The sequence below is a fragment of the Yersinia entomophaga genome (assembly GCF_001656035.1).
GTDB lineage: Bacteria > Pseudomonadota > Gammaproteobacteria > Enterobacterales > Enterobacteriaceae > Yersinia > Yersinia entomophaga.
In genome coordinates, this window is record NZ_CP010029.1 from 2,225,703 (window position 1) to 2,249,898 (window position 24,196).

The following is a 24,196-nucleotide window of genomic DNA, read 5'->3' on the forward strand; positions in this document are numbered from 1 at the left end:
TGGTTTTACTTGAGTAAAAAATCTTGGATTAAAAAGCATCCTGTTGAACAACAACCCTTTTATGCATAAAAACAGCGAACACAGCGCGTCACGCTACATATTTAATTTTCAGTGTGACGCGTCACAACGATTTAACTGCACTAATTAATAATCTGTTGATACCTTTGGTCTGCCAACACGCCGCCTCACCCCGTAAACAACACCCATTCGGATCACCCGGCAAGGTATCGCCACATTTGCCACAACGTTGTTTATCCAGTTCAGCCAGTTGCTCTTTTAGTCGCTGGTTATCTTGTCGAATCAGGAGCGCGATATATTCCGGTAAATCGTAGGCTGGCCGGAACAGACGCCGTGTGGCCATGCCCTCGATTAGCATCGCGTACTCTTCTGGCTCCAGTCGGGCGCGGATCTCATTGATACCGGCAGATTTATCACGCTGGCGCTGTGCCTGTTTGCGGGTAGTTGCGGCGGTTTTAGTCATGGTTTTCCTCACAGGTAGATTAATCATCGAATTCCGGCCAGTCGGACAGGGCCGGATACTGAATAACAATGTCGCCGAACGTCATTTTTGCCCCACGGGCTAACGATTCCAGCTCCCATGGTTGGACGCTGATATCTTTTAGCTGCAGGTCATAGCGGATTTTGGGAATGCGCTGGCGTTCTTCGCGGGTTAAACGGGCCGATGGCGCAATAAGGCGGCCCTTGGTGGGGTTATAACTGCGTTGCATCTTGCTAATGCGTGGCTGATTTTCTTTCATTCGCGCCACAATCGCCCTCACGGCGGCAGTGTCGGTGAAGTCAATAACTGCATCCGGTGGGTATTCCATCGCCATCACAGGCGTTTTAGCCTGCCCGTTGGGGTCATTTGGCGCTTGGGTGTTTCCACCTAACCCACAGTTATTGACAGGACTCCGAGGCGCGCCAGAGGCGCTTTTTAAAGTCAAAGGCTCAACGTCAACGGCACCCGAAACGATGCGCCATTGGGTTATGCGGGTTTCATGAACACGGTCAGCACCTAAATGCGGCGCGTAGATACCGACGACTTTCTGTACTTCCTCGTCATAGGCGTTGAGTTCATCGGCGACGCGCTTGGCTAAACGGACAGTCTGATTTCCGCAATTGGTGCCACCTTGCGCCGTGATGTAGGCAGCAAAATCACCCTCGTCAGCCGCATGGCGCACAGCCTCAACGGTTTCGTCGAAAGTCTCGGCTAGACTAATAGAACGAATACGGCGGCACTCGCGATAAACGCCCATGGAGGGCAGACCAATCGGGCGGAATTGAGGGATACGCCACGTTGCCGCCCACGCTGTCACCGCCGCAGCGGAGTCAGTTAGAAGCTCGCCGGTTTCATGGTCACGTTCACCCTCAAGCGCATAGCCGTCGATATTTTTGGCAATGTATTTAGCGATGTAGCCAGCGGCCCCGCCTTTGTTCATGTGCTTGCATTCAAAGCGGTATTTAGCGGCTCCGCGCTCGTCACTGTCTTCTTTCAACGCATACCGGCGCATGACGTCGATAATCTGTTGGCGCTGGCGACGCTCACAAAACAGCATCATGTGCCAGTGCGGGGTTCCGTCGTGGTGCGGCTCAACCACCCGCATTCCGTAGACGCTTAATTTATTGTCTTTAAAGGCGGTACGCATTTTGCTCCAAATGTTGCAGAGATAACGCTGTCCGTCTTTGGGGGAATAGGCCTCATCGTCCCACTTGTGGTTAAGCTGGACTTTCTCGTTATCCCCTTTACCGATAACGCGGGTCGGGTGATATTTTGACGGGGTGGTGATGGTCAGGAACATGCCGACGTGCTTTTGATTGGCAGCATATTTTTCAGTAAAAGCAATGGTGTTCATTAGCTCCATACGGCGAATTTCTGGATTAGAAATACTCGCCATCACCTTATCAATCAGGTCGATGCGCTCGCCGGTTTCAATGTTTTCTAACTGGCAGCTTTTGAGATATTCCAAATTAGACTGACGACGAGCGAACACCTCACGGATGGCCTGCTTACTGGCATAAGACGACGCCGACATATCTCGGCTAACATTACCGACAGCAATCAATAATGCTTCCCGCCAGCACATACGTTGGGCTTTAAGTTTCCGCTCCCACCATTCGGGATTAACCAGTCGTGACAGACTGGCGATAGCAGACGTGATATCTAACCGGCCTTTCCGGTATTTGCGCCAGTGCATCGGCGTGATATTAAAAGCGCGCGCCATTTTGGCAATATCGCCGTATATCCGTACCTGTGTATCAGCCTGCAATAAAACAGACCTGTCACCCTGATTGGCCTTAATGCATTCATCACAATGATGGTTGTACGCCACCATTAACTCATCACCTATTTTGCGGGCAAAGCGGCGCAGCTCTTTATCATGCATACCCGCTAGGCTGGCATAGGTTGGTGCATCAGTGGAAAAGCTCATTGACGCACTGAGGCGCATAACATTTTTACTATTGACCACCTGAATACGCGGCCAGATACGCTGGTCAAAAACAAACACCAGCCATTTATTAGCATCGTTTAGCCCTTTATTGGCTAACAGGTATTCATAGCGAGAAATGAACTGGATACGCAGGAAGTGAGGCAAATTATTGATATTGGCTAAAACAGCTTGCCCCTGAATCAGTTGTTCACGGGTAAGCGGTCTTGCTGGTGCAAGGGTTTGGCGTGGTTTGCTGCCGGGGTAGGCATAGGCAGGAACAGCAGCGCCGCTGCCCGGATAAGGCAACGGCGCTGCTGGGGCAATGCGACCGCGCATATTATTAGTGCTGGTCATAAGACTGAGTGATTATGTGTTCAGCGATTTGGTTAAGCAGCTCCGCCGCCTCTACACCGTTCAATTCTCGGTTTAGAATTTGATTAGCAATCTCATCCAAACGAAATGAAACCAGCGCGGCCTGATTCTTTCTTTCATCCATGCGCGCTTCATTTAGCATTAGCTCCACTGATTCAACTGTCGTCATTGTTACTGTACTCTCACTGCCCGGCTTGGCTGGGTCTACACCCACCCATATATTTTGTGCTGGATGAGTGTTATTCAAAATGGGATATCTCCATCAAAAGAATAAACATCGATAGAGTCGATGCCATCAAATGAAAGCATGACAAAATTAGGCGCAGCAAAATCACATAGAGTAATATCTGTAACTTCTACCACGACTTTACGCCCGGTATATATATCTCTTTTAAAATCCCACTCAGCCAAAAGCAAATAATCACCAATAGAGTAATATCGGTCATTTTTCCGTAACTCAGCTTTTTTTCTCCCATCAATTACAGCTTGATAATACTCAGGCATAATTTCTAATTGATGAATTATAGGTGATGCTGTACATTCCTTTTCTTTTCCCCCTGTTATTTTATTGTTATTTTTTGACTTCACATAAATTAGGTTTGCTGCAGTCATAGCACTTGATAAATGCCCCCTTAACTTAACCTCATTCACTTCCCTATCTATAGGGCAGGTAGTTCTCTTAAGATACGAAAAAACATCACCAGCACGCTCAATTTCTTCCAGAACGGTATATATATCTGTCTTTTTCATTTCTATAACCTTATTTTAGGTAATGGAAACCCCGGCGAGTAAAACGCCATATATTTCGATTTTGGTTAATTAATAATATTCAGTACGCAGTCATCATTACTAATAAATGACGGTAACGAACGAGTGAACTCAATTAAATAATTTAATGCTTCAACAACACTCTCTCTTTCTGTTGGACTCAATTCTGAAAACTTCATATTCACATGTCGTTTTTTTAAACCAGCATGAAAGCAAATTGTTTTACGCAAATGCGCAGGCGACTTATCAAAAGCCTCTTGAGCAATATTCTTTCTATTACGGAAATGTGTTTCTTTTAATTCAGCAATACGAGTAATACCCGTCATTCTTAACTTTTCAGATTCCGTTAATTGCAACATATAACCCCCAATTAACGCCCGAACAGACGGCGTAATATTGGTGTCTTCTTTGCAGAGGACAGTTCTTGTAAAAGCGCCTTTTGATTACTTCCCGGCTTCCAGCGCTGGCCGCTCTTCAACTCCAGCACACCGTTACCGAAATGGCGCAGGTTTACCGGGCTTTGCTGTTTTAACAATGGGGCAATAGTAATAATCATAAAGACACCTCAACTCAAACCGGCGACAGCACTCAATCCGCTAATAACATCAACGGTTGAAGCAAGCGCAGGGGTTGACTGAATACGACATTGTACCGTCAGGCCAATTAATGACAGATGGCGAATCGCTGTATTGACCGTATCCAGCAGTGACGATTTACGGGAAGCGGTCTTATGATCGCCTTGAACAGCAGCGGCGGCAATCAAGCCAACGGCAGCGGTAGCATGTAGAGCATAAGTTGGGATATTACCGGGACAGGCTTCATTGACTGGCACCGATGGCATGCAATTGATTTGTGCCAACATGGCATCAATCAAGCTGGCGTCTTCTGTTGCGTCAGTGATCGCAAGCAATTCAGTAACCGTAAGATGGTGTGGCTGTTCCGGGTTCAGCTTGTTCCGCAACGTTTGCGCATTCATATCCAACTGTTTCGCCAACTGCGTCAAATTGTGACGTGTCGGAAACTGGCGGCATACATTGTCAAAGTGCGGATGTTTAGAAACAGAAAAATCAAACATGTCACATCCTTAAAATTCACTTAAAGTGAATACAGATTATCAATGATGAGCTGAAAACGAGCATGACCGAATGCATTGCGAAGTTGTTCTTCTTTCCAACGCGCATAGTAAATACGAATCGGGCCACCTGCTCTCTTACATCCCTTGCGAATCATTCGCTTTTCAATTGGTACGCGAGGGTTATCGCCAGTCGTCCAACGGTAAGCGGTACGTTTTGAAACACCCTCAAGTTTTGCGAACATTTCTAAGCTCACTACAGGAGCAGGAATTTTTATAATTGCGATTTCAGAAGCCATGGTGCATGATTCCCTATTTGCCAAAGTTTGTAAGTGATGCGCCTCTGTTTGCCAACACCAGCCATCAATTACGTAGGTTTAGCCAAAATATATCTCCATATTGGGAGATAGTAAATAGGTTTTGTCAAAATGAGAATTGATTCTTTAGGATGGAGCAACGTAGATGTATTGGATAGAGTCTGTTTGGCATATGGATTTTCTCAGAAAATTCAATTAGCTAACCACTTCGATATCGCGTCTAGTTCGCTGTCTAATCGATACACCCGTGGAGCTATCTCTTACGACTTTGCAGCACACTGCGCACTTGAAACGGGGGCAAGCCTTAGATGGTTATTGACCGGAGAAGGGCAACAATTTGAAGGTAAGTCTTCATCATCGGATACAAAGAGAATAGAAAAATTCACATTATGTGAAGAAATACTCAAAAGTGATGGTTATCTGAGTATTGATGTTCAGCTTTTTGGGAAGCCTTTATCTGATGGAATTGCTGTTCGCACTGATGGAAAACTTCACTTTATCGATAAAGCAGCATCGTTATCGGACGGTTTGTGGTTGGTTGATATTGATGAGTCTATTAGCATTCGTGAACTAACAAAGCTACCGGGCAAAAAATTACATGTTGCCGGGGGGAAAGTGCCGTTTGAATGCGGGATTGATGAGATCAAATTGATAGGGCGCGTTACGGGTATTTACAGCGAGGTTAACTAATGGCTGTGCGTAAGAACCCTGCTGGCGGCTGGATATGTGAACTGTATCCTAACGGATCAAATGGCAAACGCATCAGAAAGAAGTTTGCCACAAAAGGTGAAGCACTAGCGTTTGAACAATACACCGTTCAAAACCCGTGGCAGGAAGAAAAAGAAGAAAGACGCACATTAAAAGAGCTGATTGACGCATGGTATAGCGCTCACGGCATCACACTTAAAGATGGCCTCAGACGCCAGCAAGCAATGCATCACGCTTTTGACTGTATGGGCGAACCTCTTGCGAGAGATTTCGATGCGCAAATGTTTTCCCGTTACAGGGAGAAAAGATTAAAAGGTGAGCACGCCCGCTCAAACAGGGTAAAGGTGGTATCACCCCGTACACTAAATCTTGAGCTGGCTTATTTCCGAGCGGTATTTAACGAGCTTAATCGACTCGGTGAGTGGAAAGGTGAAAACCCTTTGAAAAATATGCGACCTTTCCGCACCGAAGAAATGGAAATGGCCTGGCTAACTCAAGACCAGATTGCATTGCTGCTCGGTGAGTGCAAGCGGCATGACCATCCAGATTTAGAAACCGTAGTGAGAATATGCCTCGCGACTGGCGCGCGCTGGTCTGAGGCCGAGAGTTTAAGAAAAAGCCAGCTCGCGAAATATAAAATCACCTACACCAACACAAAAGGCAGAAAAAACCGCACCGTTCCCATCAGCCAAGAGCTTTATGACTCTCTGCCTGATGATAAAAAAGGTCGGTTGTTTAGTGAATGTTATGGTGCGTTCCGGTCTGCATTGGAAAGAACAGACATCGAATTACCGGCAGGACAACTTACCCACGTTTTGCGCCACACCTTCGCTAGTCATTTTATGATGAATGGGGGCAATATATTAGTACTGCAAAGAATACTTGGTCATACAGACATAAAAATGACTATGCGATATGCACATTTCGCTCCTGAACATCTTGAAGATGCTAAACTATTAAATCCATTGGTAAAAAAATGACAACACTCGAAAAAATAATTCAATTTATCAAAGAGCACAAATTTCTTTCTGTAATGGTAGCTCTAATTACTACCTTCATTTTGGCGATCCCTCTCATACTCTATATTACGAAATTCAATGCTTCACTATCCACTGACCCCAACAAATGGGCTGCATTTGGAACGTATGTTGGAGGCGTATATGGGCCAATAGCAACAATAATTAGCATTGCCGTATTAATCCTTACCGTTGTAGAAATTAATCAATCTAATAAAATTAGTATTGCGGAAGCAAGAAACAATAATTTTATCAATGAGATAGTCAAGCTTACAGAGATATTATCCAACTGCCTAGATAAAAACCCTCTAATAATAGACAGAACTTACTTATTTAAATGGTTTAATAAGCAGATGGTTTCAAAATTTGAAAAAAATCACCCTGCAGATGAATATGATATTTGGAAAGAATGTATAAAAAAGTTCACTAATGATGAACTCTCTCTTTTCGAAAATGAAGTTGCAATCACAGAAGAGATACTATTAAGAATCCATTTTATAGTGGATGAAGATCTAAAAGCTAGAGCTAGGGGTATCTTTAAAGGGATAATCACTAACAATGAACGATTCTGGCTCGAATGCTACATACGTAGGTTTAACTTCCCTTTGGTTCATTTTTTGTCCCTATGGAACTCCTTCAGCATAGTTCCTAAAACGTTAAGTGATATGATCATAGACAAGGAACTTGAAGAGTTTATTCAGGAATACAGTGGCGATATAGTGGCGATAGATATGGCTAACAAACGGTAATAAATGGCAAATAGATGCAAACTATGTCAATGATAAATAACGCAAACCATTGATTTTCGGTTGTTACTGTAGGAACTCATAATCGCTTGGTCACTGGTTCAAGTCCAGTAGGGGCCACCAAATTTTAGCTGTTAAATCAGTATATTAAGCCACTTCTTCGAGAGTGGCTTTTTTGTTTTAGGGGATTTTTTTGTTTTTGGGGCTAATGCCCCCAAAGTGCCGCCAGCCACCAGATCTGCGGTTCGCGACGACAGTTTGGTGCTTTACCTATTAACCGGCTTTACCTATTTACCTATTTACCTATTTACCTATTTACCTATTTACCTATTTACCTATTTACCTATTTTATCGGCTTAACCGGCGATCTCTGGTTTTTACAATTTAGTCTTGCAGGCCTATCTCTCGTTACGAACCTTCTGCGCGGTAGCACTTCTCATACAGTTTGCCCTGGACGTAATACCAGAGTTCGTTATCCGAAATAACTTGTATTGCCTCCGGCTGCCCGCTCCCCAACACATGGTAATAAATGCTGCCGTCTTCTTTCTTGGCATAGAAAATTTCGTGTCCCGGACGCTGTAGCGATAACAGGTTGGCGTCCCTCGTCATCTCAAGGTGCTCAACCTTGCTGTCAAACATCTGATTTTCGCATACATAATCACTGGCCGATGCCTGGAAAACACATAACGACATCGCAGCCATACCCAACTTCCACAACATTATATTTCTCCCTAACACGGATAGGCTTCCTGAGATAAAAGCTATCACAATGATAAAAAATAATAACCTAAACGAAAGCTTTAATATAAATACCTACATTTAATAATACATCTTGCTTATATCTCATCTGCCAAACACCCTTAAATCAGATTTTTTCCCATTTTTTGTCCTATATTTATACGTGATATTAACCTGTGCAATGGAGCCCTGTGTTTGGGAGATAATATGAAAAAGAAAATCTTGGTTGTTGTCACCAGCGTTGAGAAATACCCTACTCTTGAGCGCGCAACCGGCCTGTGGCTTGGTGAAGCAGTGCATTTTGTGAAAAAACTGCAGAATGCTGGCTATGAAATTGACTATGTCAGCCCCAAAGGCGGCTACACGCCAATTGACCCCCACAGCCTGAGCATGGCAGATAAAACCGATTGGGAGTGGTATCAAAACAAGGACTTTATGAATAAGCTCGGCGCAACGCTGAAGCCAGAAGAAATTAAACCGGAAGATTATGACGTTATTTATTATGCCGGCGGCCACGGCGTCGTGTGGGACTTCCCGGATAATAAGCCGCTGCAAGAGATCAGCCGTAAAATATATGAAAATGGCGGCATTGTCTCGTCAGTATGTCACGGTGCCGTTGGCCTGCTGAATATTAAACTGTCAGACGGTTCTCTGCTGATTAAAGATAAAACCGTCACCGGCTTCAGTAATGAAGAAGAAAAGCTGGCTGAGCTGGATAAATATGTCCCGTATTTGACCGAAACTGAAATGGTTAAACGCGGCGCTCAGTACCAAAAAGCAGACAAAGCATGGGACGCTTTCGCCGTAGCTGATCGTCGGGTGATTACCGGTCAGAATCCAGCCTCTGGCGGTGCGGTTGCCGACGAAGTGCTGAAAGCTCTAGGCAAATAAGTACAACTCGTGCGGTTTGATCCGCCGTGATAATAAGCCACTCTCTGCGAGTGGCTTATTAGTTTCTATCCGCTATATCATTGCCTCAATATCATCAATTCTGGCTCATCTTAATGAAATCTGAAGCCTTAAAAACCCGCTTACGCGGGCTTATGAATAATGACATCACTTTGGATAATTAACTTTTGCAGTCGTTAATCCGTACATCGTTTTTATAGATACAGTTTGAAACCAGTTTGCCTTCTTCATTCCAGACCTGCGAAGCGCCCTCCTGTTTACCAGCAACATAATTTGTCACCATCTCTTTTTTACCATCCGCATACCAGCGTTTTACGGCACCGTTCAATTCACCGTCTTTATAAGGTTTTTCTTCTTTCAACTGGCCGTTGGAATGCCACTGTTTCAGAACGCCAACCTCTTTATGATCGTTATCCCACTGCCATTGCAGGGTTTGCACGCCCTCTTCATTCCATTGACCCAGGCTACGCTGCGCGCCTTTAACGTAAAAGTCTTTGCTTTCAACCTTACCATTTGGGTAATAGCTGATAGACCAACCTTCCAGCTTGCCGTCTGCGAATACCTGTTCATTACGTAAGGTGCCATCTTCGTAATAGCTTTTCGTCGGCCCATGCGGCTGCCCTTTTACATAGGGGTTGCTGCTGCGCACTTTTCCATTCGGGTAATATTCCAGATTAGTGCCGTCAAAAACGCCGCCCCGATAACTAAATTTGGCGGATAACTTACCCTTTTCGTCATAGCTCTCATCAATACCATCAACCGGTTTATCATTATGGAAAGTGCTGGATGTCGCCTTGCGCCCGTTCTCATGATAAAGAGTGGTTAAACCCTCACGTAAGCCATTGGCGTCTAAGCTGCTGTCTACGCTGACTTTGCCATTGCTGAAGTAGGTTTTATAGGGATGAACCATTTTGCCGGAAGCAAAATCTTCCGCATCAATATAACCTTCAACGTGTAGTTTGCCGGTGTTGACGTCGTAGACTTCCATTTTCCAGGCCTTCAGCTTTTGGTCATAAGGCATTGGCATTTTTTGTACGTACTGAGCGTCAGCTTCTCTTACCGGCTCCAGTTCTTCACTCAGATAAAGCATGCCTTTAGTAACCGCTTTAGGAGCAAACTCTGGGCAAGTTTGAGCATTGCAATCGTCAGCGCCGTGTACCATGGCTACGCTGCCCTGACAGTCAGCCAGAAACATCAGCATTGGAGTTTGATCGTCCATCAACGCTTTGAGCTTGCCCGCAACTGAGCCAAACTCTTTGGCTGGCGCGCCGATAGACTCCGGCGTGATGTAGGCAATATTGTTTCCGCAGGCGTGCTTGGAAGACAGCGTTAACCGCAGCGCCGGGCCGCTGTAATCCATACTTGCCGGTAATTTTGCGTTGGCCTCCATGCCAACAATAATCGCAGGATGGTGAGTTTCCAAACGCGCAGCCGCTGGCCACATTAATGCGATGCTCAGTGCCGAACCCACGCAAAGATTCCAGTGTTTCATTGACTTTCAGTTCCCTCTAAGGTGCCGTTTACGGCTAATTTAAGTGCCAAGCTGCTGGCATATCGAACGCAATGTCCGAGTTACTCTCAGCAGCGCTATACAGGCTGCTAATTTTTATAGTGCTATTCTATTCGTTGGCGATATTCATATAACCAGTCAATTCCAGATAACCAAAGAATAGAGCGCAATAATGTGAATTATTTATGATTACGATGCAGAAACGCACGAATGACCAACGTGCCGTGCACCGTGAGCATGCTCAGCACGATTAGTGCCAGCCAGAACGCACCTATTACCTGCCAGGGATGTTCCTCGGGCTGCACCAATACCACAGGAATAGCGTCTTTTGATAAGCCGGTAGCGCCAATAAAGGACACATGATGCTCACCGGCGCTGCTTGCCTGCGAACGGAAAAAAGCCAGAATGGGCAGCCATCCCCCCACTTTCTCAGGTGGTTGCACCAACAGGTCTTCCCGATTCAATCCCACAATTTTTACCGCATGTTCACTGGGAACAAAGGACGCGACCTGTTTACGCAGCACCGGACGTATATAAATCCCCATGGCATCCGCGCTTTGATCCAACATTTCGACTTTATGATTACTGGGGAATGCCGCAGGCTGCTCAAACGCCCCCAACTCTGACATTGCCAGTAGGTCATACCAATCGTCTGATTCCGTGCCGTAAGCGTCGTTAATGCTGATTCTCAGGCGATCTTTCATATAGTTACAATCAACGTTGGTACAAGCAGTGTTAATCATTGCCAACGCCTGAGGAATATTTGCCAAAAAACCATAATGGGTATCATCAACATAGAATTCACCGGTCGCCAGACGCGCCACGGTCTCATCCAACGGAATGATCGGTAACGGGTGCGGAGCATCCCAAATCAGGCGGCTACAGTCTGCATAGACTTCGCGATACGGCTTTTGTGAGCGAGTTTCATCGGTGACGTTAATGGTTTCAGGTAAAATCATTTCACAGCGCGCTGTCCCTTCCACCGTAACCCGCTCTCCCGGCGGCAACTGAGCGTCCCGTAAAGCCGTAGAAGAAGTAAAATGAACCGGTTCGCTACCTGCAAGTTGATGATAACCCAGGGCAATCCGAGCTAAAGGCGCCCGCCATTCGCTCCACGCCACGCCCAGTACCAGCAACGCCACAATCATGATGGAAACGTGATGGCGCCAGAACCTTGGCCTAACGTTATTCATTCCCTGATCGATAGCCCGACCATTGAAACGTAGAACGGTAAAATCTTCGGTACTGAGATGAACCTCAACCTCACCGGCAGGTGCCGTTACAGCGCCCCAGGATTCAGGGAATACCAGCAGCAGGTGGTCTCCCAGCCATAGCAAACCCTCCTGCTCATACACTTTCCCTCGCATAATGTTCACCGCGCCAGGAAGGCCGCGACGACGCAGCAGCAGGAAATACCCGAGCGGCAGAAGGCACGCAGCAGCCCCCCACCAGGCGATGATCCACTCGGTGGTCAATGTGCTGGCCAGTAATGCTCCTAAACCTAGCAGAATCAGAAACGTAGGAAAAATACGCCAGCCGGAACCTTTGCGCAGAATAAATTCACTTTCGGTTTCTTTGCGCTGCCTGATTAGCTTGATTGGCTCGCTGGAAGAATCTTCTGCAATCGTTCCCGGCGTACCCTTGGCCCAGTTCTCCCGCACGGTTTCAGCGCCGATAAGACGCTCCAGTCCCTCTTCAATCCTGAAACTGTTGTTGAGGGAAACAACCAACCCAATGTTGCCGATAAAAATCACTTCTGCCCGATTATGGGGCTGTAGAAACGCATCTGGGTCAAAGGGTAAATACACCTCGACGCCACCCAGAGTTTCATGCTTTACCTGCCCGCCGCCGCTCAAACCGTGGCTGGAATACTCACCTTCGATAATCCGCACGTCATGATTATTCAGATCAGACAGATTTGGCGGCTGGCGAAATGGATCCAATAGCAGCAGCTTATCCGTCACCGGGCCGAAAGTTATCTCTATCGCGGCGAGTTCCGCGCTGGTCAGGCTGCGCACGACAGGAAGTTGACGAGCCTGCCGCAGTTTAAAGCGATCGCGAAAACGCCTACCGCCATAGATCAGAACAGAAATAAGGGAAATAGCGCAGATAACCAACGGCAAAAACTCGTTAAAACTCATAATCCTTTACGACTCCAGCTTCCATGCTCAATAAAATGTTATCGGCTACACAGAAAAATCTAAAACCGGTATCGGCGCATTACCGAAACACTTGAACCTTTTCTATCAATGGATAGAGAGGAAATATTCTATAAGCGGCTAATTTAACCGACACATTTATTTACACGGCGCATATTATCAGTTCCTGACAATACCGAAAGTTATCCTTTTCTTTGGTTCTCATCTTTTATTCCTTATTTTTTATAAGGATAAACAAGTCTTTTCAGCCCTATCTGCGCTTTCACCACCTTTATGTTCAAAAAAACGATAACCTGCGGCGCTCCTTAAAACCGCATATTCATGACGGCTATCACATTCGCTACAGAGAAATTTCCCAAGCCAGACCACAGCGTCTAGATTGAAATAAAAATCTCATCCGACCACTTGCCCGAGAAGCTGCGAGGAGGGGAAATAATAATAACAATTTGGTGGTATCTAATATCACCAAAGCACTCGATGGAGACTGCAATGATCGCTTATCCCAACCTGCTCGCCCCGCTGGACCTCGGCTTTACTACACTAAAAAACCGCGTTCTGATGGGCTCCATGCATACCGGGCTGGAAGAACTACCCGATGGACCTGAACGTATGGCTCGGTTTTATGCCGAACGGGCAGCTGCTGGCGTTGGCCTAATCGTGACCGGCGGTATCGCGCCCAATAAAAAAGGGGTGGTTTATCAAGGCGGTTCGATGCTGAGCGATGAAGGTCAGGTGGCTCATCATCAAATTGTCACCGATGCCGTTCATCAGGCTGGAGGGAAAATAGCGCTGCAAATTCTTCACGCTGGACGCTATAGCTACCAAAAACAGCCCGTAGCTCCTTCTGCCCTGCAAGCGCCAATCAATCCTTTTTCACCTCAGGCACTTACTACGGAAGAAATTGAACAGACCATCGCGGATTTTGCTCGCTGCGCGCGGTTGGCTCAGCTGGCGGGCTATGATGGCGTCGAAATCATGGGCTCAGAAGGTTATCTGATTAATCAGTTCCTCGCCGCTCGCACCAATCAACGTACCGATGAATGGGGCGGAAGTTTTGAAAAACGGATGCGTTTTGCCGTGGAAATTGTGCAGGCAGTGCGTCAGGCAACCGGTGAGAAATTTATACTGATCTATCGGTTATCCATGCTGGATCTGGTAGATGAAGGCTCAGACTGGCATGAAATAGAACAACTGGCGCTGGCAATTGAACAAGCCGGAGCCACTCTGATTAACACCGGTATTGGCTGGCATGAAGCCCGGATTCCGACCATCGCCACCATGGTGCCACGCGCCGGATTTAGCTGGGTAACGCGCAAGTTAATGGGCAAAGTCACGATCCCATTGATCACCACCAATCGCATTAACGATCCGGCGGTCGCAGAAAAAGTGCTGGCCGACGGCTGTGCCGATATGGTTTCCATGGCACGCCCTTTCCTCGCCGATCCGGAATTTGTCCGAAAAGCGGCAGAAAACCGAGCGGACGAAATCAATACCTGTATCGGCTGCAATCAGGCCTGTCTGGATCAGATATTTGAAGGCAAGCTGACCTCTTGTCTGGTTAATCCTCGCGCCTGCCGCGAAAGCGAGATGCCGATACAAGTGACACCCGTACCCAAGCGCCTGGCCGTTATTGGCTCTGGCCCTGCCGGTCTGGCTTTTGCGACTACCGCAGCCAGCCGCGGGCATCAGGTGACCTTATATGACGCAGCCGACCGCATCGGTGGGCAATTCAATATCGCCCGACAGATTCCCGGCAAAGAAGAATTTAACGAAACTTTGCGTTATTTCCGGCGACAGCTTGAAATTCAAGGCGTGAATACGATGCTAGGGAAGCATATTCAGGCTGCGGAACTGGCAGAGTTTGACGAAGTTATTCTGGCCTGTGGCATTGTGCCACGCTTACCCGTTATTGAGGGAATCGAGCACCCGAAGGTTCTCACTTATCTCGATGTATTGCGTGATAAAAAACCGGTTGGTCAACGAGTGGCTATTATCGGCGCTGGCGGTATCGGCTTTGATACGGCGGAATACCTCAGTCAATCCGGGGAATCGACCAGCCTGAACAGTGAGGCTTTCAACGCCGAATGGGGAATTGACCAAAGCTTGAATCACCGCGGAGGTTTGGCTCCTCAAGGCCCCGAACTATCGCCTTCTCCACGCCAAATTTTCCTGTTGCAACGTAAAGCGAGCAAAGTGGGCGAAGGATTGGGAAAAACCACCGGTTGGATTCACCGCACCAGCCTGACCATGCGTGGCGTAAAAATGCTGAATGGCGTGAGCTATGACCGGATTGATGATGAAGGTTTACACATGACCCGCGGCGAGCAATCGACCTGTCTGCCGGTGGATAACGTGATTATTTGTGCCGGACAGGAGCCACGCAGAGAACTGTATCAACCGCTGCTGGATATGGGGAAAAAGGTGCATTTAATCGGTGGAGCAGACGTGGCTGCCGAGTTGGATGCACGGCGCGCCATCGATCAGGGCACGCGATTGGCTTTAGCTATCTAATATTGCGGATCAAAAAGGGGAGCCTCAGCTCCCCTCTGCACGATTAAAAATCGCTGTAAGACATATCCAGGCTGCCTGAGCCGCCGCCCTCGGAACGAGAGCTGGAGCTGGTTTTCACCGCTTTCAATACGACAAATTTCTGATTGGAATCGATGGTTTCACAGTTACCAAACAGGCGATTCAGCTTATGGTAGTAGTCCAAATGACGGTTACCAACAATCATTAGCTCACCACCGGTTTTCAGGCAACGTTTCGCATCACAAAACATCTGCCAGGCGACGTGATCACTGACGGTATGTTGTTGATGGAAAGGAGGATTACAGAAGACCATCTGCAAACTTTCACGTTCTACGCCAGCAAGACCGTGGCTCACCATAAACTCGCAGCGCGCCAGATCCTGCGGCAAATTGCGCTCAATATTCAAACGGCTGGAAGCCACCGCCATATAAGACTCATCCACGAACAGCATTTCTGCATCCGGATTCTGCTCAACGGCAATCAGCCCGACCACGCCGTTCCCACAGCCCAGATCGGCCATTTTTCCACTCAGATTGTACGGCAGGTTTTCCATAAAGAAACGCGCGCCGATATCCAGATTGTTGCGAGAGAAAACGTTAGCGTGATTATGAATTACATAATCAGTGCCGCCCAGCTTCCAATCGGTGGTTTCAGGTGTTTCTGTCAGCGGTAAATCAGCCACTTCACAGTGAATCAGTCGCGCTTTTTTCCATGCCAGGCTGGTTTTGGTTGGGCCTAAAATACGCTCAAACAGCTGCAAAGTAGAATTGTGTACGTCACGGGCTTTGGCGCCAGCAATAATAATGGTATCGGGAGCCACCACGCGACGCAGCGCCTGAAGTTGATGTTCCAGTAATGCCAACGCTTTAGGAATCTTAATCACAACCAACGCCGGAGCCTCAGGTAAGGCATCCATACTGCTCAGCAAAGTCACCGCGTTATCATCCAGACGGTTCAAATGCAGATTGTGCGCGGTACCCAACTGGCTCATATAAGAATCGCTGACGCTATACGGGTTGGACGCGTGTAATGCACAGGCCAAAGCACCAAATTGATCGTTGAACAGCAGCACCGGGCGTCCGCCAACTTTACTGATGTCGATGTTTTTTAACAGATATTCATCTGCTGCTTCCCACGCCTGTAGGTTGCTGGAATCTTCCTGCTGTGGGAAACGTTCAAGTCTTAGGCTTTGCGTTTCCAGATCGAGTTGGCTCATCGCCGCTCCTGAATGATAAATTTGGGCTGTTTATCCCCTAAAAAGGGCGATCAGTAAATTGTTTTTTCGTGAATAAGGGTTTTATTGATACTGGGCTAACCAGAGGGGAATTCTTCTTATAGTTATATTATTGATGCATAGAGATATATTTAAATAACGAATAAACCTCAAAAAATTCTACAGTTTATCCCATTTTTAGTTCTCTAAGGATATTGCAGCTATCAAATCGAAATAGGCAAATATACAATCCGCCAACTTATTACAATCGGAAAGGTTATATAGTCAATACCGATAATACATTATTAATGAAACAAATTAAAGAACTAATTAATGGGAAACTGCCTGTGCAATTTTCTATGCTTATCCAGCAATATAACCACGGAAGGTACTCACTCATGGATCTATTCAGCGCTTTGCCCTACACAATCCCGCCAAGTTCGCGTTTATACCAAACTCAACACTCTAAAGCCTTTCATCGTAATTGGTGTGCCAGAGGCATTGCCATTGCGCTGTTGGCAATGAGTAGTGCTAACGCCAGCACGACTTCTTGGGCTTCTCTGCCGACCTTCGAGCCACCTAGCGCACTGAGCATTCAGCCTCAGGCTGTTTACTTGTCAGCAGCTACTCCCCATTGGCCTACTGCAACTCCGCGCTGGCCTGCTGCTGCTCCCCGTTGGCCTGCCAGTCGAATCGATACTCCTGTCAATGATGTTGTGGAAATCATCACTTCTGGTGTTGAACATATTCATGAGTTCCTGATCAAAGAATTCAACAATGAACTTTATCTACAATTTAAGATTGCAGGTGCTCTATCCTCTATAACGCCACTTAATCATTTATCTCCTGCGTTAGGAATTAATGTTACTGATGATCTTATTACAGAAGAAAACATTTATAACCATATCAATAGCTCGGCCAGTCCCAAATCTATTGATGCATCTTCAGATGAAGATATGAATCAAAACAAAACAACCGAAGTAGCGGTTAATACCCCCCCTCAGCATGTTGATGTCGTTCCCAACGACGTAATACACCCGGTTGTGATTAATCCAAATTTGAATAACGATATCTGGACAATAGATGATGAGTCCATCATTGAAAGTTTATCTTTGAGCAATAACTCAAAAATAGTCATTTTGCCCAGCAGCGAACTGGGGAGTTATATTTTTTACATGAACGAGTACCAATCTGATAATAGCCAAAATGAAATACACTTCCACACACAAATTGGTAATAACGAATACCCAGGTGGATATCTTTGGATTAATAGTGACAGCGCAGGCACAACTTTTGTCACTATCCATAATCACCGAGTCAACGAATCAATAAATAAACACGATCAGGATATTCAACTCATAGAGGTTTCAGGCGAAATAAAAGGCAACTTTATTCAGCGTGGTCGCGTTATATCCGGCGCTTATGATTATCGATTGTTACGCGACGGGCCAGCTGGCAAAAGCTGGTATCTCACCAATAAGGTCTCCCTGGATCCTAAAGTGGCAAACTCTACCGCACGGGTGTACCGCCCAGAAGCGGCAGGTTATATAGCCAACCAGATAGCCGCTAACAAACTCTTTATCAGCGATATTCACGATCGCTTTAATCAAACCGATTATGTAGATCCTCTCAGCGGCCAGAAAATGACGCCCCCAATGTGGATGAAAACATCCGCAGGTATTCATCGTTTTAAGGATTCATCGGGCCAGTTGGCCAGTAAATCCACATATTCCTCTATTCAGTTAGGCGATATCTTGAACCAATGGTCAACCAACGATAACGATGTTGGATACTTTGGTATTACTGGCGGATATGGAAAGGCCAATGCTAATAGCGAATCGAATATTACCGGTTATCGCGCCCATTCCAACACTCACGGATATAACTTGGGGCTTTACACCACATGGTTTGCCGATCGCTCCACTAAGCTAGGTGCCTATATTGATATTCTGGGGCAATATAGCTGGTTTAAAAATAGCGTCGAAACCCAGGGAGAAGGTAATGAATCATATAAAAGTAAGGGATTTACTACCTCTATAGAAACTGGTTTTAAACACCCACTGATTGATCAGGAACAGTTTGGTTTATTTATCCAACCTAAAGCTCAGGCCGTTTGGCAGGGAATTAAAGCTAAAAATCATGTTGATGCTTATGGCACGCTGATTTCACCTAAAGACAACCACCATTGGATGACAAACGTCGGCTTACGCAGTTATATGCAGATCAACTCTGGCACGCTGTCGGAGAAACGCACACTGTCAGTCAAACCTTATCTGGAGACAAACTGGATCCATAATAGCAAAGCTGCGGGAATCATTATGGATAACGCAAAAATTGATCGTTCGGGTGGAAAGCATATCGCAGAAGTTAAGTTAGGTATTGAAGGCATCTTTAATAAAGATCTTAACATCTGGGGTAATTTAGGCCATCAAATGGGCAAACAAGGCTACTCTGACACCAATGCGGGTCTTGGCATGAAATACCAATTCTAAACGGCCTCCAGTGCCGGGCGCGCACTCAAAACGCTATCCCGGCCTTGGTGCATTTTTGTTTAATTTAGCTGAAAACGGTACTATCGGCTGATTACTTCCAACGTAAAGCCATCATCGTTAAAATCCTAACGGTGAGGCTTATCAGCCAGAGCATACTCAGATGCAGGAATTGACCTATCTGCAAGGTTATCCCGAACAGTTGCAAACCCAGGTTCGTCAGTTAATCACCGAACAACGTTTGGGGCAGGTTCTTCGCAGCCGTTATCCTCAACCGCATGATTACAATACGGATAAGTCACTTTATCAGTACACCATGGATCTGAAGAACCAGTACCTGCGTAACGCTCAACCGCTGAGCAAAGTGGCTTACGACAGCAAAATCCAAGTAATGAAACACGCATTGGGGCTACATACCGCCATTTCACGGATTCAGGGAGGGAAATTAAAAGCCAAGGCTGAAATTCGCGTAGCGACGGTATTTAAAAATGCGCCTGAGCCTTTCCTGAAAATGATTGTGGTGCATGAATTGGCGCACTTAAAAGAAAAAGAGCACAACAAAGCCTTTTATAGCCTGTGTTGTCACATGGAACCGCAATATCATCAGTTAGAGTTCGATACCCGGCTTTATCTGACCCAATTATCTCTGTTTGGCGATATTTACTAACCGCTTAATTGACCTAACGGCATCAATAAATTCTCATCGTCAGCCCTTTTTCTGGCGGCGGTTCAATGACTGACACAGTACACAGATACGGAGCTTTTATGATTCGCTTTGCTGTTATTGGCACAAACTGGATTACCGAACGGTTTATTGATGCCGCCCACGCAAGTGGCAAGATGTCGTTGGCTGCGGTCTACTCACGTCAATTGGAGCAGGCGCAAAATTTCGGCAATAAATTTGGGGTCAGCGCCTGTTTTCATTCTCTGGAACACCTAGCCCAGAGCAACGAGGTAGATGCGGTTTATATCGCCAGCCCCAACTCTCTGCACTATTCCCAAGCCTTGCTGTTACTCAGTCATAAAAAGCACGTAATTTGCGAAAAATCTCTGGCCTCTAATCTGGCCGAGGTTGAAGCCTTAATTGCCTGCGCCAAAAAATATCAGGTCATACTCTTCGAAGCGTTTAAAACTGCCTATTTGCCTAATTTTATTCAGCTGCAAAATGCGTTGCCCAAGTTAGGCCAGTTACGCAAAGCCTTTATCAATTTTTGCCAGTATTCCTCTCGCTATCAGCGTTATTTAAATGGCGAAAATCCTAATACCTTCAATCCCGCTTTTTCTAACGGCTCGATTATGGATATCGGCTATTACTGTCTGGCAAGCGCCATCGCGCTATGGGGAGAACCTCAGAGCGTACAGGCTAGCGCCACTCTGCTGCCCAGCGGAGTCGACGCTCACGGTACGGTCTGCCTGAATTACGGTGAATTCGACGTCGTATTATTCCATTCCAAAGTCAGCCAATCTCATATTCCTAGCGAAATTCAGGGCGAAGACGGCACGCTAGTTATTGAAAGAATCTCTGAGTGCCACAGCATCACCTATACTCCAAGAGGTCAGGAGATACAGGATCTGACGCTACCGCAGTATGAAAATAATATGAGGTATGAAGCTGAAGCCTTCGCCGATTTGATTGCTAAAAATCAGGTTGAGCATCCAGGTTTAGCGCTTTCAGTCAGCACCGCGCGCCTTCAAACTGAAATTCGTCGCCAGACTGGCGTAGTTTTCCCTGCGGATTCGCAGCAAGCATCATCATTAAAATGAATAGGTGTGATTGACCAACGCCCTCTTTTGAATTAATTTTGGTGCTGCAAAGGGGAGTAACTTCATTGCCGGTTTGCCGTCATTACGGTGCGAAAGCACTCGGTTACCGGGCAACCTCATCATGTAGAAGCAATTAAATCGCTTTTACATCATCAGGGTTGTAAGTGAGACCTTGCCGGAAGGCGAGGTTTGCTTGCAGCTCAGACATAGCGGCTGGCGTCTTCCGACGTTGGCCGTTTTGTTTTTTTATGAGGTTTACTCTGATGATGAACTCCGTTGGTACGCCCGTACTTTGGGTCGGTTTTGCCGTTGTAGTCGCGATTATGCTCGCCGTTGATCTTTTCCTTCAGGGCCGTCGCGGCTCTCAAACCATGACGCTACGTCAGGCCGCCGCCTGGTCGTTGGTATGGGTGAGCCTGGCTATGCTGTTTAACGCCGGTTTCTGGTGGTATCTGAGCGAAAGCGTAGGGCGCGAAATTGCGGATAAGCAGGCGCTCGCTTTCCTGACCGGCTATCTGATTGAAAAAGCCTTAGCGGTCGATAATGTCTTTGTCTGGCTGATGCTATTCAGCTATTTTGCCGTTCCTGCCAATCTACAGCGACGCATCCTGATCTACGGCGTACTTGGGGCAATCGTGCTGCGAACGGCAATGATCTTCGCAGGTAGCTGGCTGGTTTCGCAATTTAGCTGGATTCTTTATCTGTTCGGTGCCTTCCTGTTATTCACCGGCCTGAAAATGGCATTTGGCAAAGAGGATAACAGCCCCATTGGTGATAAACCCTTAGTGCGCTGGATTCGCAATCACTTACGCATGACTGACGAACTCCACGGCGAACGTTTCGTCATTCGCAAAAATGGTCTGTTGTACGCGACACCTTTGGTGCTGGTGCTGATTCTGGTTGAGCTGAGCGACGTCATTTTTGCCGTCGACAGCATTCCAGCAATCTTTGCCATCACCACCGATCCCTTTATTGTGCTGACTTCTAACCTGTTCGCGATTCTCGGCCTGCGCGCCATGTATTTCCTGCTAGCAAACGTGGCGGAGCGCTTCTCGCTATTGAAATACGGTCTGGCAGCGATTCTGGTGTTTATCGGAATCAAAATGATGATCATCGATCTGTTCCATATTCCTATCGGCATCTCTCTTGGCGTAGTTGCCGGTATTCTAGCCCTCACTTTACTAGTGAATGCCTGGGTGAATCACCGCGCCGATCAAAATACACCACACTAACTATGTGACTATCTGCCTGATAATCTATTACACGGGGTGTCTGTCACCCCGTATTTATTTGGCAGATACCACTAATCGCCAAATGTTATCTTGATCACACATATGTAAACAAAATGTTATGCAAAGTGATCAACATTATATTTCCCTAATTGTTTCTTTCCAGCCTATTCCATTCCCTTATACTAACCCTGCAAACACACTTGGTTACAGGTTTGAAGAAAAAGTACCCGGTCAGGTTCCGGCCGAGGTATGAAGCCTGTACAACGTCATTCAACACAGCGACATTCAGTTCACTGGGAAGAGGTAAATTGATATTTATGGAAAACAAAAAATCAGGGCTATTTCACTACTTAAGCCACGGAAGTCTGGTTAAACAGATATTGGTGGGTTTGGTTGCCGGTATCATTCTGGCAAGCGTTTCACAATCAGCCGCTGTCGCGGTAGGCCTGTTAGGCACCTTGTTTGTCGGCGCATTGAAGGCCGTCGCCCCGGTATTAGTATTGATGCTGGTAATGGCTTCTATCGCAAATCATAAGCAGGGTCAGAAAACCAGTATTCGCCCTATCCTGTTCCTGTACTTGTTAGGAACCTTCTCGGCGGCCCTGATTGCCGTCGCCGTGAGTTTCATGTTCCCTTCGACGCTGGTATTGGCAACCAATAATGCCGATATCTCCCCTCCGGGCGGCATTGTTGAAGTATTACGTGGGCTATTACTGAGCATCGTTGCCAACCCGATTCATGCGCTATTGAACGGCAATTACATCGGTATTCTGGCTTGGGCGGTCGGTTTAGGCTTTGCTCTGCGTCATGGCTCAGAGACTACCAAGTCTTTGATTTCTGATATGTCTCACGCCGTTACCTTCGTGGTACGAGTGGTGATTCGCTTTGCTCCTCTGGGTATTTTTGGTCTGGTAGCTTCTACTCTGGCAGAAACTGGCTTCGGCGTATTACTGGGCTATGTGCAACTGCTGGTCGTATTGATCGGCTGTATGCTTCTGGTAGCACTGGTGGTTAACCCACTGATTGTTTTCTGGAAAATTCGCCGTAATCCTTACCCACTGGTGTTTGCCTGCCTGCGTGAAAGCGGTGTAACCGCATTCTTTACCCGTAGCTCTGCGGCCAACATTCCAGTGAACATGGAACTTTGTAAAAAGCTGAATCTGAACGAAGATACCTATTCAGTTTCCATTCCACTGGGTGCCACCATCAATATGGCCGGCGCGGCAATTACCATCACCGTGTTGACGCTGGCAGCGGTACATACGTTGGGTATTGCGGTTGATTTGCCGACGGCATTATTGCTCAGCGTAGTCGCGGCTGTGTGCGCCTGTGGCGCTTCCGGTGTGGCTGGTGGTTCGTTGCTGTTGATTCCGCTAGCCTGCGGTTTATTCGGTATTCCAAATGAAATCGCCATGCAGGTAGTTGCTGTAGGCTTTATCATTGGCGTATTGCAGGATTCGGCAGAAACCGCGCTGAACTCCTCTACCGATGTGCTGTTTACCGCCGCAGCCTGTCAGGCTGACGATGCCAAACTGGCTAATCCAGACCCGCTGGCAACGCGTTAAATCTCAAGATTCTCACTTATCCAAAGGGTGGCAAAAGCCGCCCTTTTTATCCTTTCTTTTCGACCAGAAAAGGATCGATGCCCTGCAATTGCAAGCGACGGAAGCGGATGATATTAAAGCCGTTAATCAGCAGGAAACTCCCTTCAATCAGCGATCCGCCAATCGAACCCAGCCAGATATTATGAATTACCCAACAGGCGGTTGAGCACCACATAATACAGCGCGTGGTTAAGCCGTGAGTGCGGAACAGCGCCCAAGTACTGGCTACGGTGCCAATTATCGGCAAAAGCTCTACTACGTGATGCATTCGCCACAAACCTAACGTTAGTGTCAGAATGATAAACACAACCATCACTATGCTGCTACGAGTCTTGGTCGAGATCAGGGTGCGTAGAGCGTTAAGCAATGCACTGCTGCCTGCTGCACTGGCTCCCATCAGAAAGAAATGGCCACCGATGATGGCGCTATAAGCCGAAAGTTGCAGTTTGAAACGTCGTTCATCCCGGTTGAAAAACATGGTAATACCGACAAAAAATGCCAATACGCCAACAGCTTGGGCAAACCAATAGAACGTCATGGTGGGGTATTCCTGGTATAGGGGAGTCCCTATCTCTTCTGGAGTCGAACATAGCTAAAACGACGCGCTTACCGCTAATCGGG

General features: G+C 46.8%; 23 protein-coding genes. 10 read left to right on the forward strand and 13 right to left on the reverse strand.

Annotation, left to right across the window (positions count from 1 at the left end; translation table 11 throughout):
* Nucleotides 1-121 precede the first annotated feature (121 nt).
* From PL78_RS10175 to PL78_RS10210, 8 genes are all read right to left on the reverse strand, one after another.
* Nucleotides 122-481 (reverse strand): hypothetical protein, encoded by a 360-nt coding sequence (locus PL78_RS10175; protein WP_064515246.1) that lies wholly within the window; start codon nt 479-481, stop codon nt 122-124.
* 19 nt (nt 482-500) lie between these two features.
* Nucleotides 501-2,783, reverse strand: a complete 2,283-nt coding sequence (locus PL78_RS10180; RefSeq protein ID WP_064515248.1) for a replication endonuclease — start codon at nt 2,781-2,783, stop codon at nt 501-503.
* Nucleotides 2,770-3,048, reverse strand: coding sequence for a DUF2732 family protein (locus PL78_RS10185; protein WP_084414322.1), 279 nt, complete (start codon nt 3,046-3,048; stop codon nt 2,770-2,772). The genes PL78_RS10180 and PL78_RS10185 overlap by 14 nt, the downstream gene beginning before the upstream one ends.
* A complete protein-coding gene (locus tag PL78_RS19975; RefSeq protein WP_084414323.1) occupies nt 3,045-3,551 on the reverse strand; it encodes a DUF3850 domain-containing protein in 507 nt (168 codons plus the stop codon). Before PL78_RS19975 ends, PL78_RS10185 begins: the two co-directional genes overlap by 4 nt.
* Before the next feature lie 65 nt (nt 3,552-3,616).
* Nucleotides 3,617-3,928, reverse strand: coding sequence for a hypothetical protein (locus PL78_RS10195; protein ID WP_064515250.1), 312 nt, complete (start codon nt 3,926-3,928; stop codon nt 3,617-3,619).
* A gap of 11 nt (nt 3,929-3,939) precedes the next feature.
* Entirely contained in the window at nt 3,940-4,125 is a 186-nt protein-coding gene (locus PL78_RS10200) for a phage filamentation protein Fil family protein (RefSeq protein WP_064515252.1), read from the reverse strand.
* Between the two features lie 9 nt (nt 4,126-4,134).
* Nucleotides 4,135-4,644, reverse strand: a complete 510-nt coding sequence (locus PL78_RS10205) for a phage regulatory CII family protein (RefSeq protein WP_064515254.1) — start codon at nt 4,642-4,644, stop codon at nt 4,135-4,137.
* Nucleotides 4,645-4,664: 20 nt separating this feature from the next.
* Entirely contained in the window at nt 4,665-4,940 is a 276-nt protein-coding gene (locus PL78_RS10210) for a hypothetical protein (RefSeq protein ID WP_064515257.1), read from the reverse strand.
* A gap of 129 nt (nt 4,941-5,069) precedes the next feature.
* Between PL78_RS10210 and PL78_RS10215 the strand changes: the two genes are divergently transcribed.
* From PL78_RS10215 to PL78_RS10225, 3 genes are read left to right on the forward strand one after another with little or no spacing between them, the layout of a single operon-like run.
* Complete coding sequence (locus PL78_RS10215; protein ID WP_064515259.1) at nt 5,070-5,648, forward strand: phage repressor protein CI; 579 nt, start codon at nt 5,070-5,072, stop codon at nt 5,646-5,648.
* Nucleotides 5,648-6,646 (forward strand): phage integrase, encoded by a 999-nt coding sequence (locus tag PL78_RS10220; protein WP_064515261.1) that lies wholly within the window; start codon nt 5,648-5,650, stop codon nt 6,644-6,646. The genes PL78_RS10215 and PL78_RS10220 overlap by 1 nt, the downstream gene beginning before the upstream one ends.
* Complete coding sequence (locus tag PL78_RS10225; protein ID WP_064515263.1) at nt 6,643-7,431, forward strand: hypothetical protein; 789 nt, start codon at nt 6,643-6,645, stop codon at nt 7,429-7,431. The genes PL78_RS10220 and PL78_RS10225 overlap by 4 nt, the downstream gene beginning before the upstream one ends.
* Before the next feature lie 405 nt (nt 7,432-7,836).
* On the opposite strand, the gene PL78_RS10230 is transcribed toward PL78_RS10225, so the two are convergent.
* Nucleotides 7,837-8,148: a hypothetical protein gene (locus tag PL78_RS10230; RefSeq protein ID WP_064515264.1), complete on the reverse strand. Its 312-nt coding sequence runs from the start codon at nt 8,146-8,148 to the stop codon at nt 7,837-7,839.
* A 225-nt stretch (nt 8,149-8,373) separates the two neighbouring features.
* Between PL78_RS10230 and PL78_RS10235 the strand changes: the two genes are divergently transcribed.
* The gene (locus tag PL78_RS10235; RefSeq protein ID WP_064515266.1) at nt 8,374-9,057 is read left to right on the forward strand and encodes a type 1 glutamine amidotransferase domain-containing protein; all 684 of its coding nucleotides are present in this window, start codon (nt 8,374-8,376) and stop codon (nt 9,055-9,057) included.
* Between the two features lie 178 nt (nt 9,058-9,235).
* On the opposite strand, the gene PL78_RS10240 is transcribed toward PL78_RS10235, so the two are convergent.
* Nucleotides 9,236-10,567, reverse strand: coding sequence for a toxin-antitoxin system YwqK family antitoxin (locus tag PL78_RS10240; RefSeq protein WP_064515268.1), 1,332 nt, complete (start codon nt 10,565-10,567; stop codon nt 9,236-9,238).
* Between the two features lie 197 nt (nt 10,568-10,764).
* Nucleotides 10,765-12,726: an IgaA/UmoB family intracellular growth attenuator gene (locus PL78_RS10245; protein ID WP_064515270.1), complete on the reverse strand. Its 1,962-nt coding sequence runs from the start codon at nt 12,724-12,726 to the stop codon at nt 10,765-10,767.
* Between the two features lie 507 nt (nt 12,727-13,233).
* Here PL78_RS10245 and PL78_RS10250 point away from each other — a divergent pair.
* Nucleotides 13,234-15,255 carry an NADPH-dependent 2,4-dienoyl-CoA reductase gene (locus PL78_RS10250; RefSeq protein WP_064515272.1) on the forward strand — a complete coding sequence of 674 codons (2,022 nt, stop codon included), beginning with the start codon at nt 13,234-13,236 and terminating at the stop codon, nt 15,253-15,255.
* A gap of 43 nt (nt 15,256-15,298) precedes the next feature.
* Here PL78_RS10250 and rlmG read toward each other — a convergent pair whose 3' ends face one another.
* Nucleotides 15,299-16,489 (reverse strand): 23S rRNA (guanine(1835)-N(2))-methyltransferase RlmG, encoded by a 1,191-nt coding sequence (gene rlmG, locus PL78_RS10255; protein ID WP_064515274.1) that lies wholly within the window; start codon nt 16,487-16,489, stop codon nt 15,299-15,301.
* Between the two features lie 395 nt (nt 16,490-16,884).
* On the opposite strand from rlmG, the gene PL78_RS10260 reads away from it, so the two are divergent.
* From PL78_RS10260 to sstT, 5 genes are all read left to right on the forward strand, one after another.
* Nucleotides 16,885-18,978 (forward strand): autotransporter family protein, encoded by a 2,094-nt coding sequence (locus tag PL78_RS10260; protein WP_064515276.1) that lies wholly within the window; start codon nt 16,885-16,887, stop codon nt 18,976-18,978.
* 160 nt (nt 18,979-19,138) lie between these two features.
* Nucleotides 19,139-19,642: a M48 metallopeptidase family protein gene (locus PL78_RS10265; RefSeq protein WP_064515277.1), complete on the forward strand. Its 504-nt coding sequence runs from the start codon at nt 19,139-19,141 to the stop codon at nt 19,640-19,642.
* Between the two features lie 98 nt (nt 19,643-19,740).
* Nucleotides 19,741-20,739, forward strand: coding sequence for a Gfo/Idh/MocA family protein (locus PL78_RS10270; RefSeq protein ID WP_064515280.1), 999 nt, complete (start codon nt 19,741-19,743; stop codon nt 20,737-20,739).
* A gap of 263 nt (nt 20,740-21,002) precedes the next feature.
* Nucleotides 21,003-21,971 (forward strand): TerC family protein, encoded by a 969-nt coding sequence (locus PL78_RS10275; protein WP_064515282.1) that lies wholly within the window; start codon nt 21,003-21,005, stop codon nt 21,969-21,971.
* 317 nt (nt 21,972-22,288) lie between these two features.
* Nucleotides 22,289-23,536: a serine/threonine transporter SstT gene (gene sstT, locus PL78_RS10280; RefSeq protein WP_064515284.1), complete on the forward strand. Its 1,248-nt coding sequence runs from the start codon at nt 22,289-22,291 to the stop codon at nt 23,534-23,536.
* Nucleotides 23,537-23,582: 46 nt separating this feature from the next.
* Here sstT and PL78_RS10285 read toward each other — a convergent pair whose 3' ends face one another.
* On the reverse strand, nt 23,583-24,113 hold the full coding sequence (locus tag PL78_RS10285) for a YgjV family protein (RefSeq protein ID WP_064515286.1): 531 nt from the start codon (nt 24,111-24,113) through the stop codon (nt 23,583-23,585).
* Between the last annotated feature and the right edge of the window lie 83 nt (nt 24,114-24,196).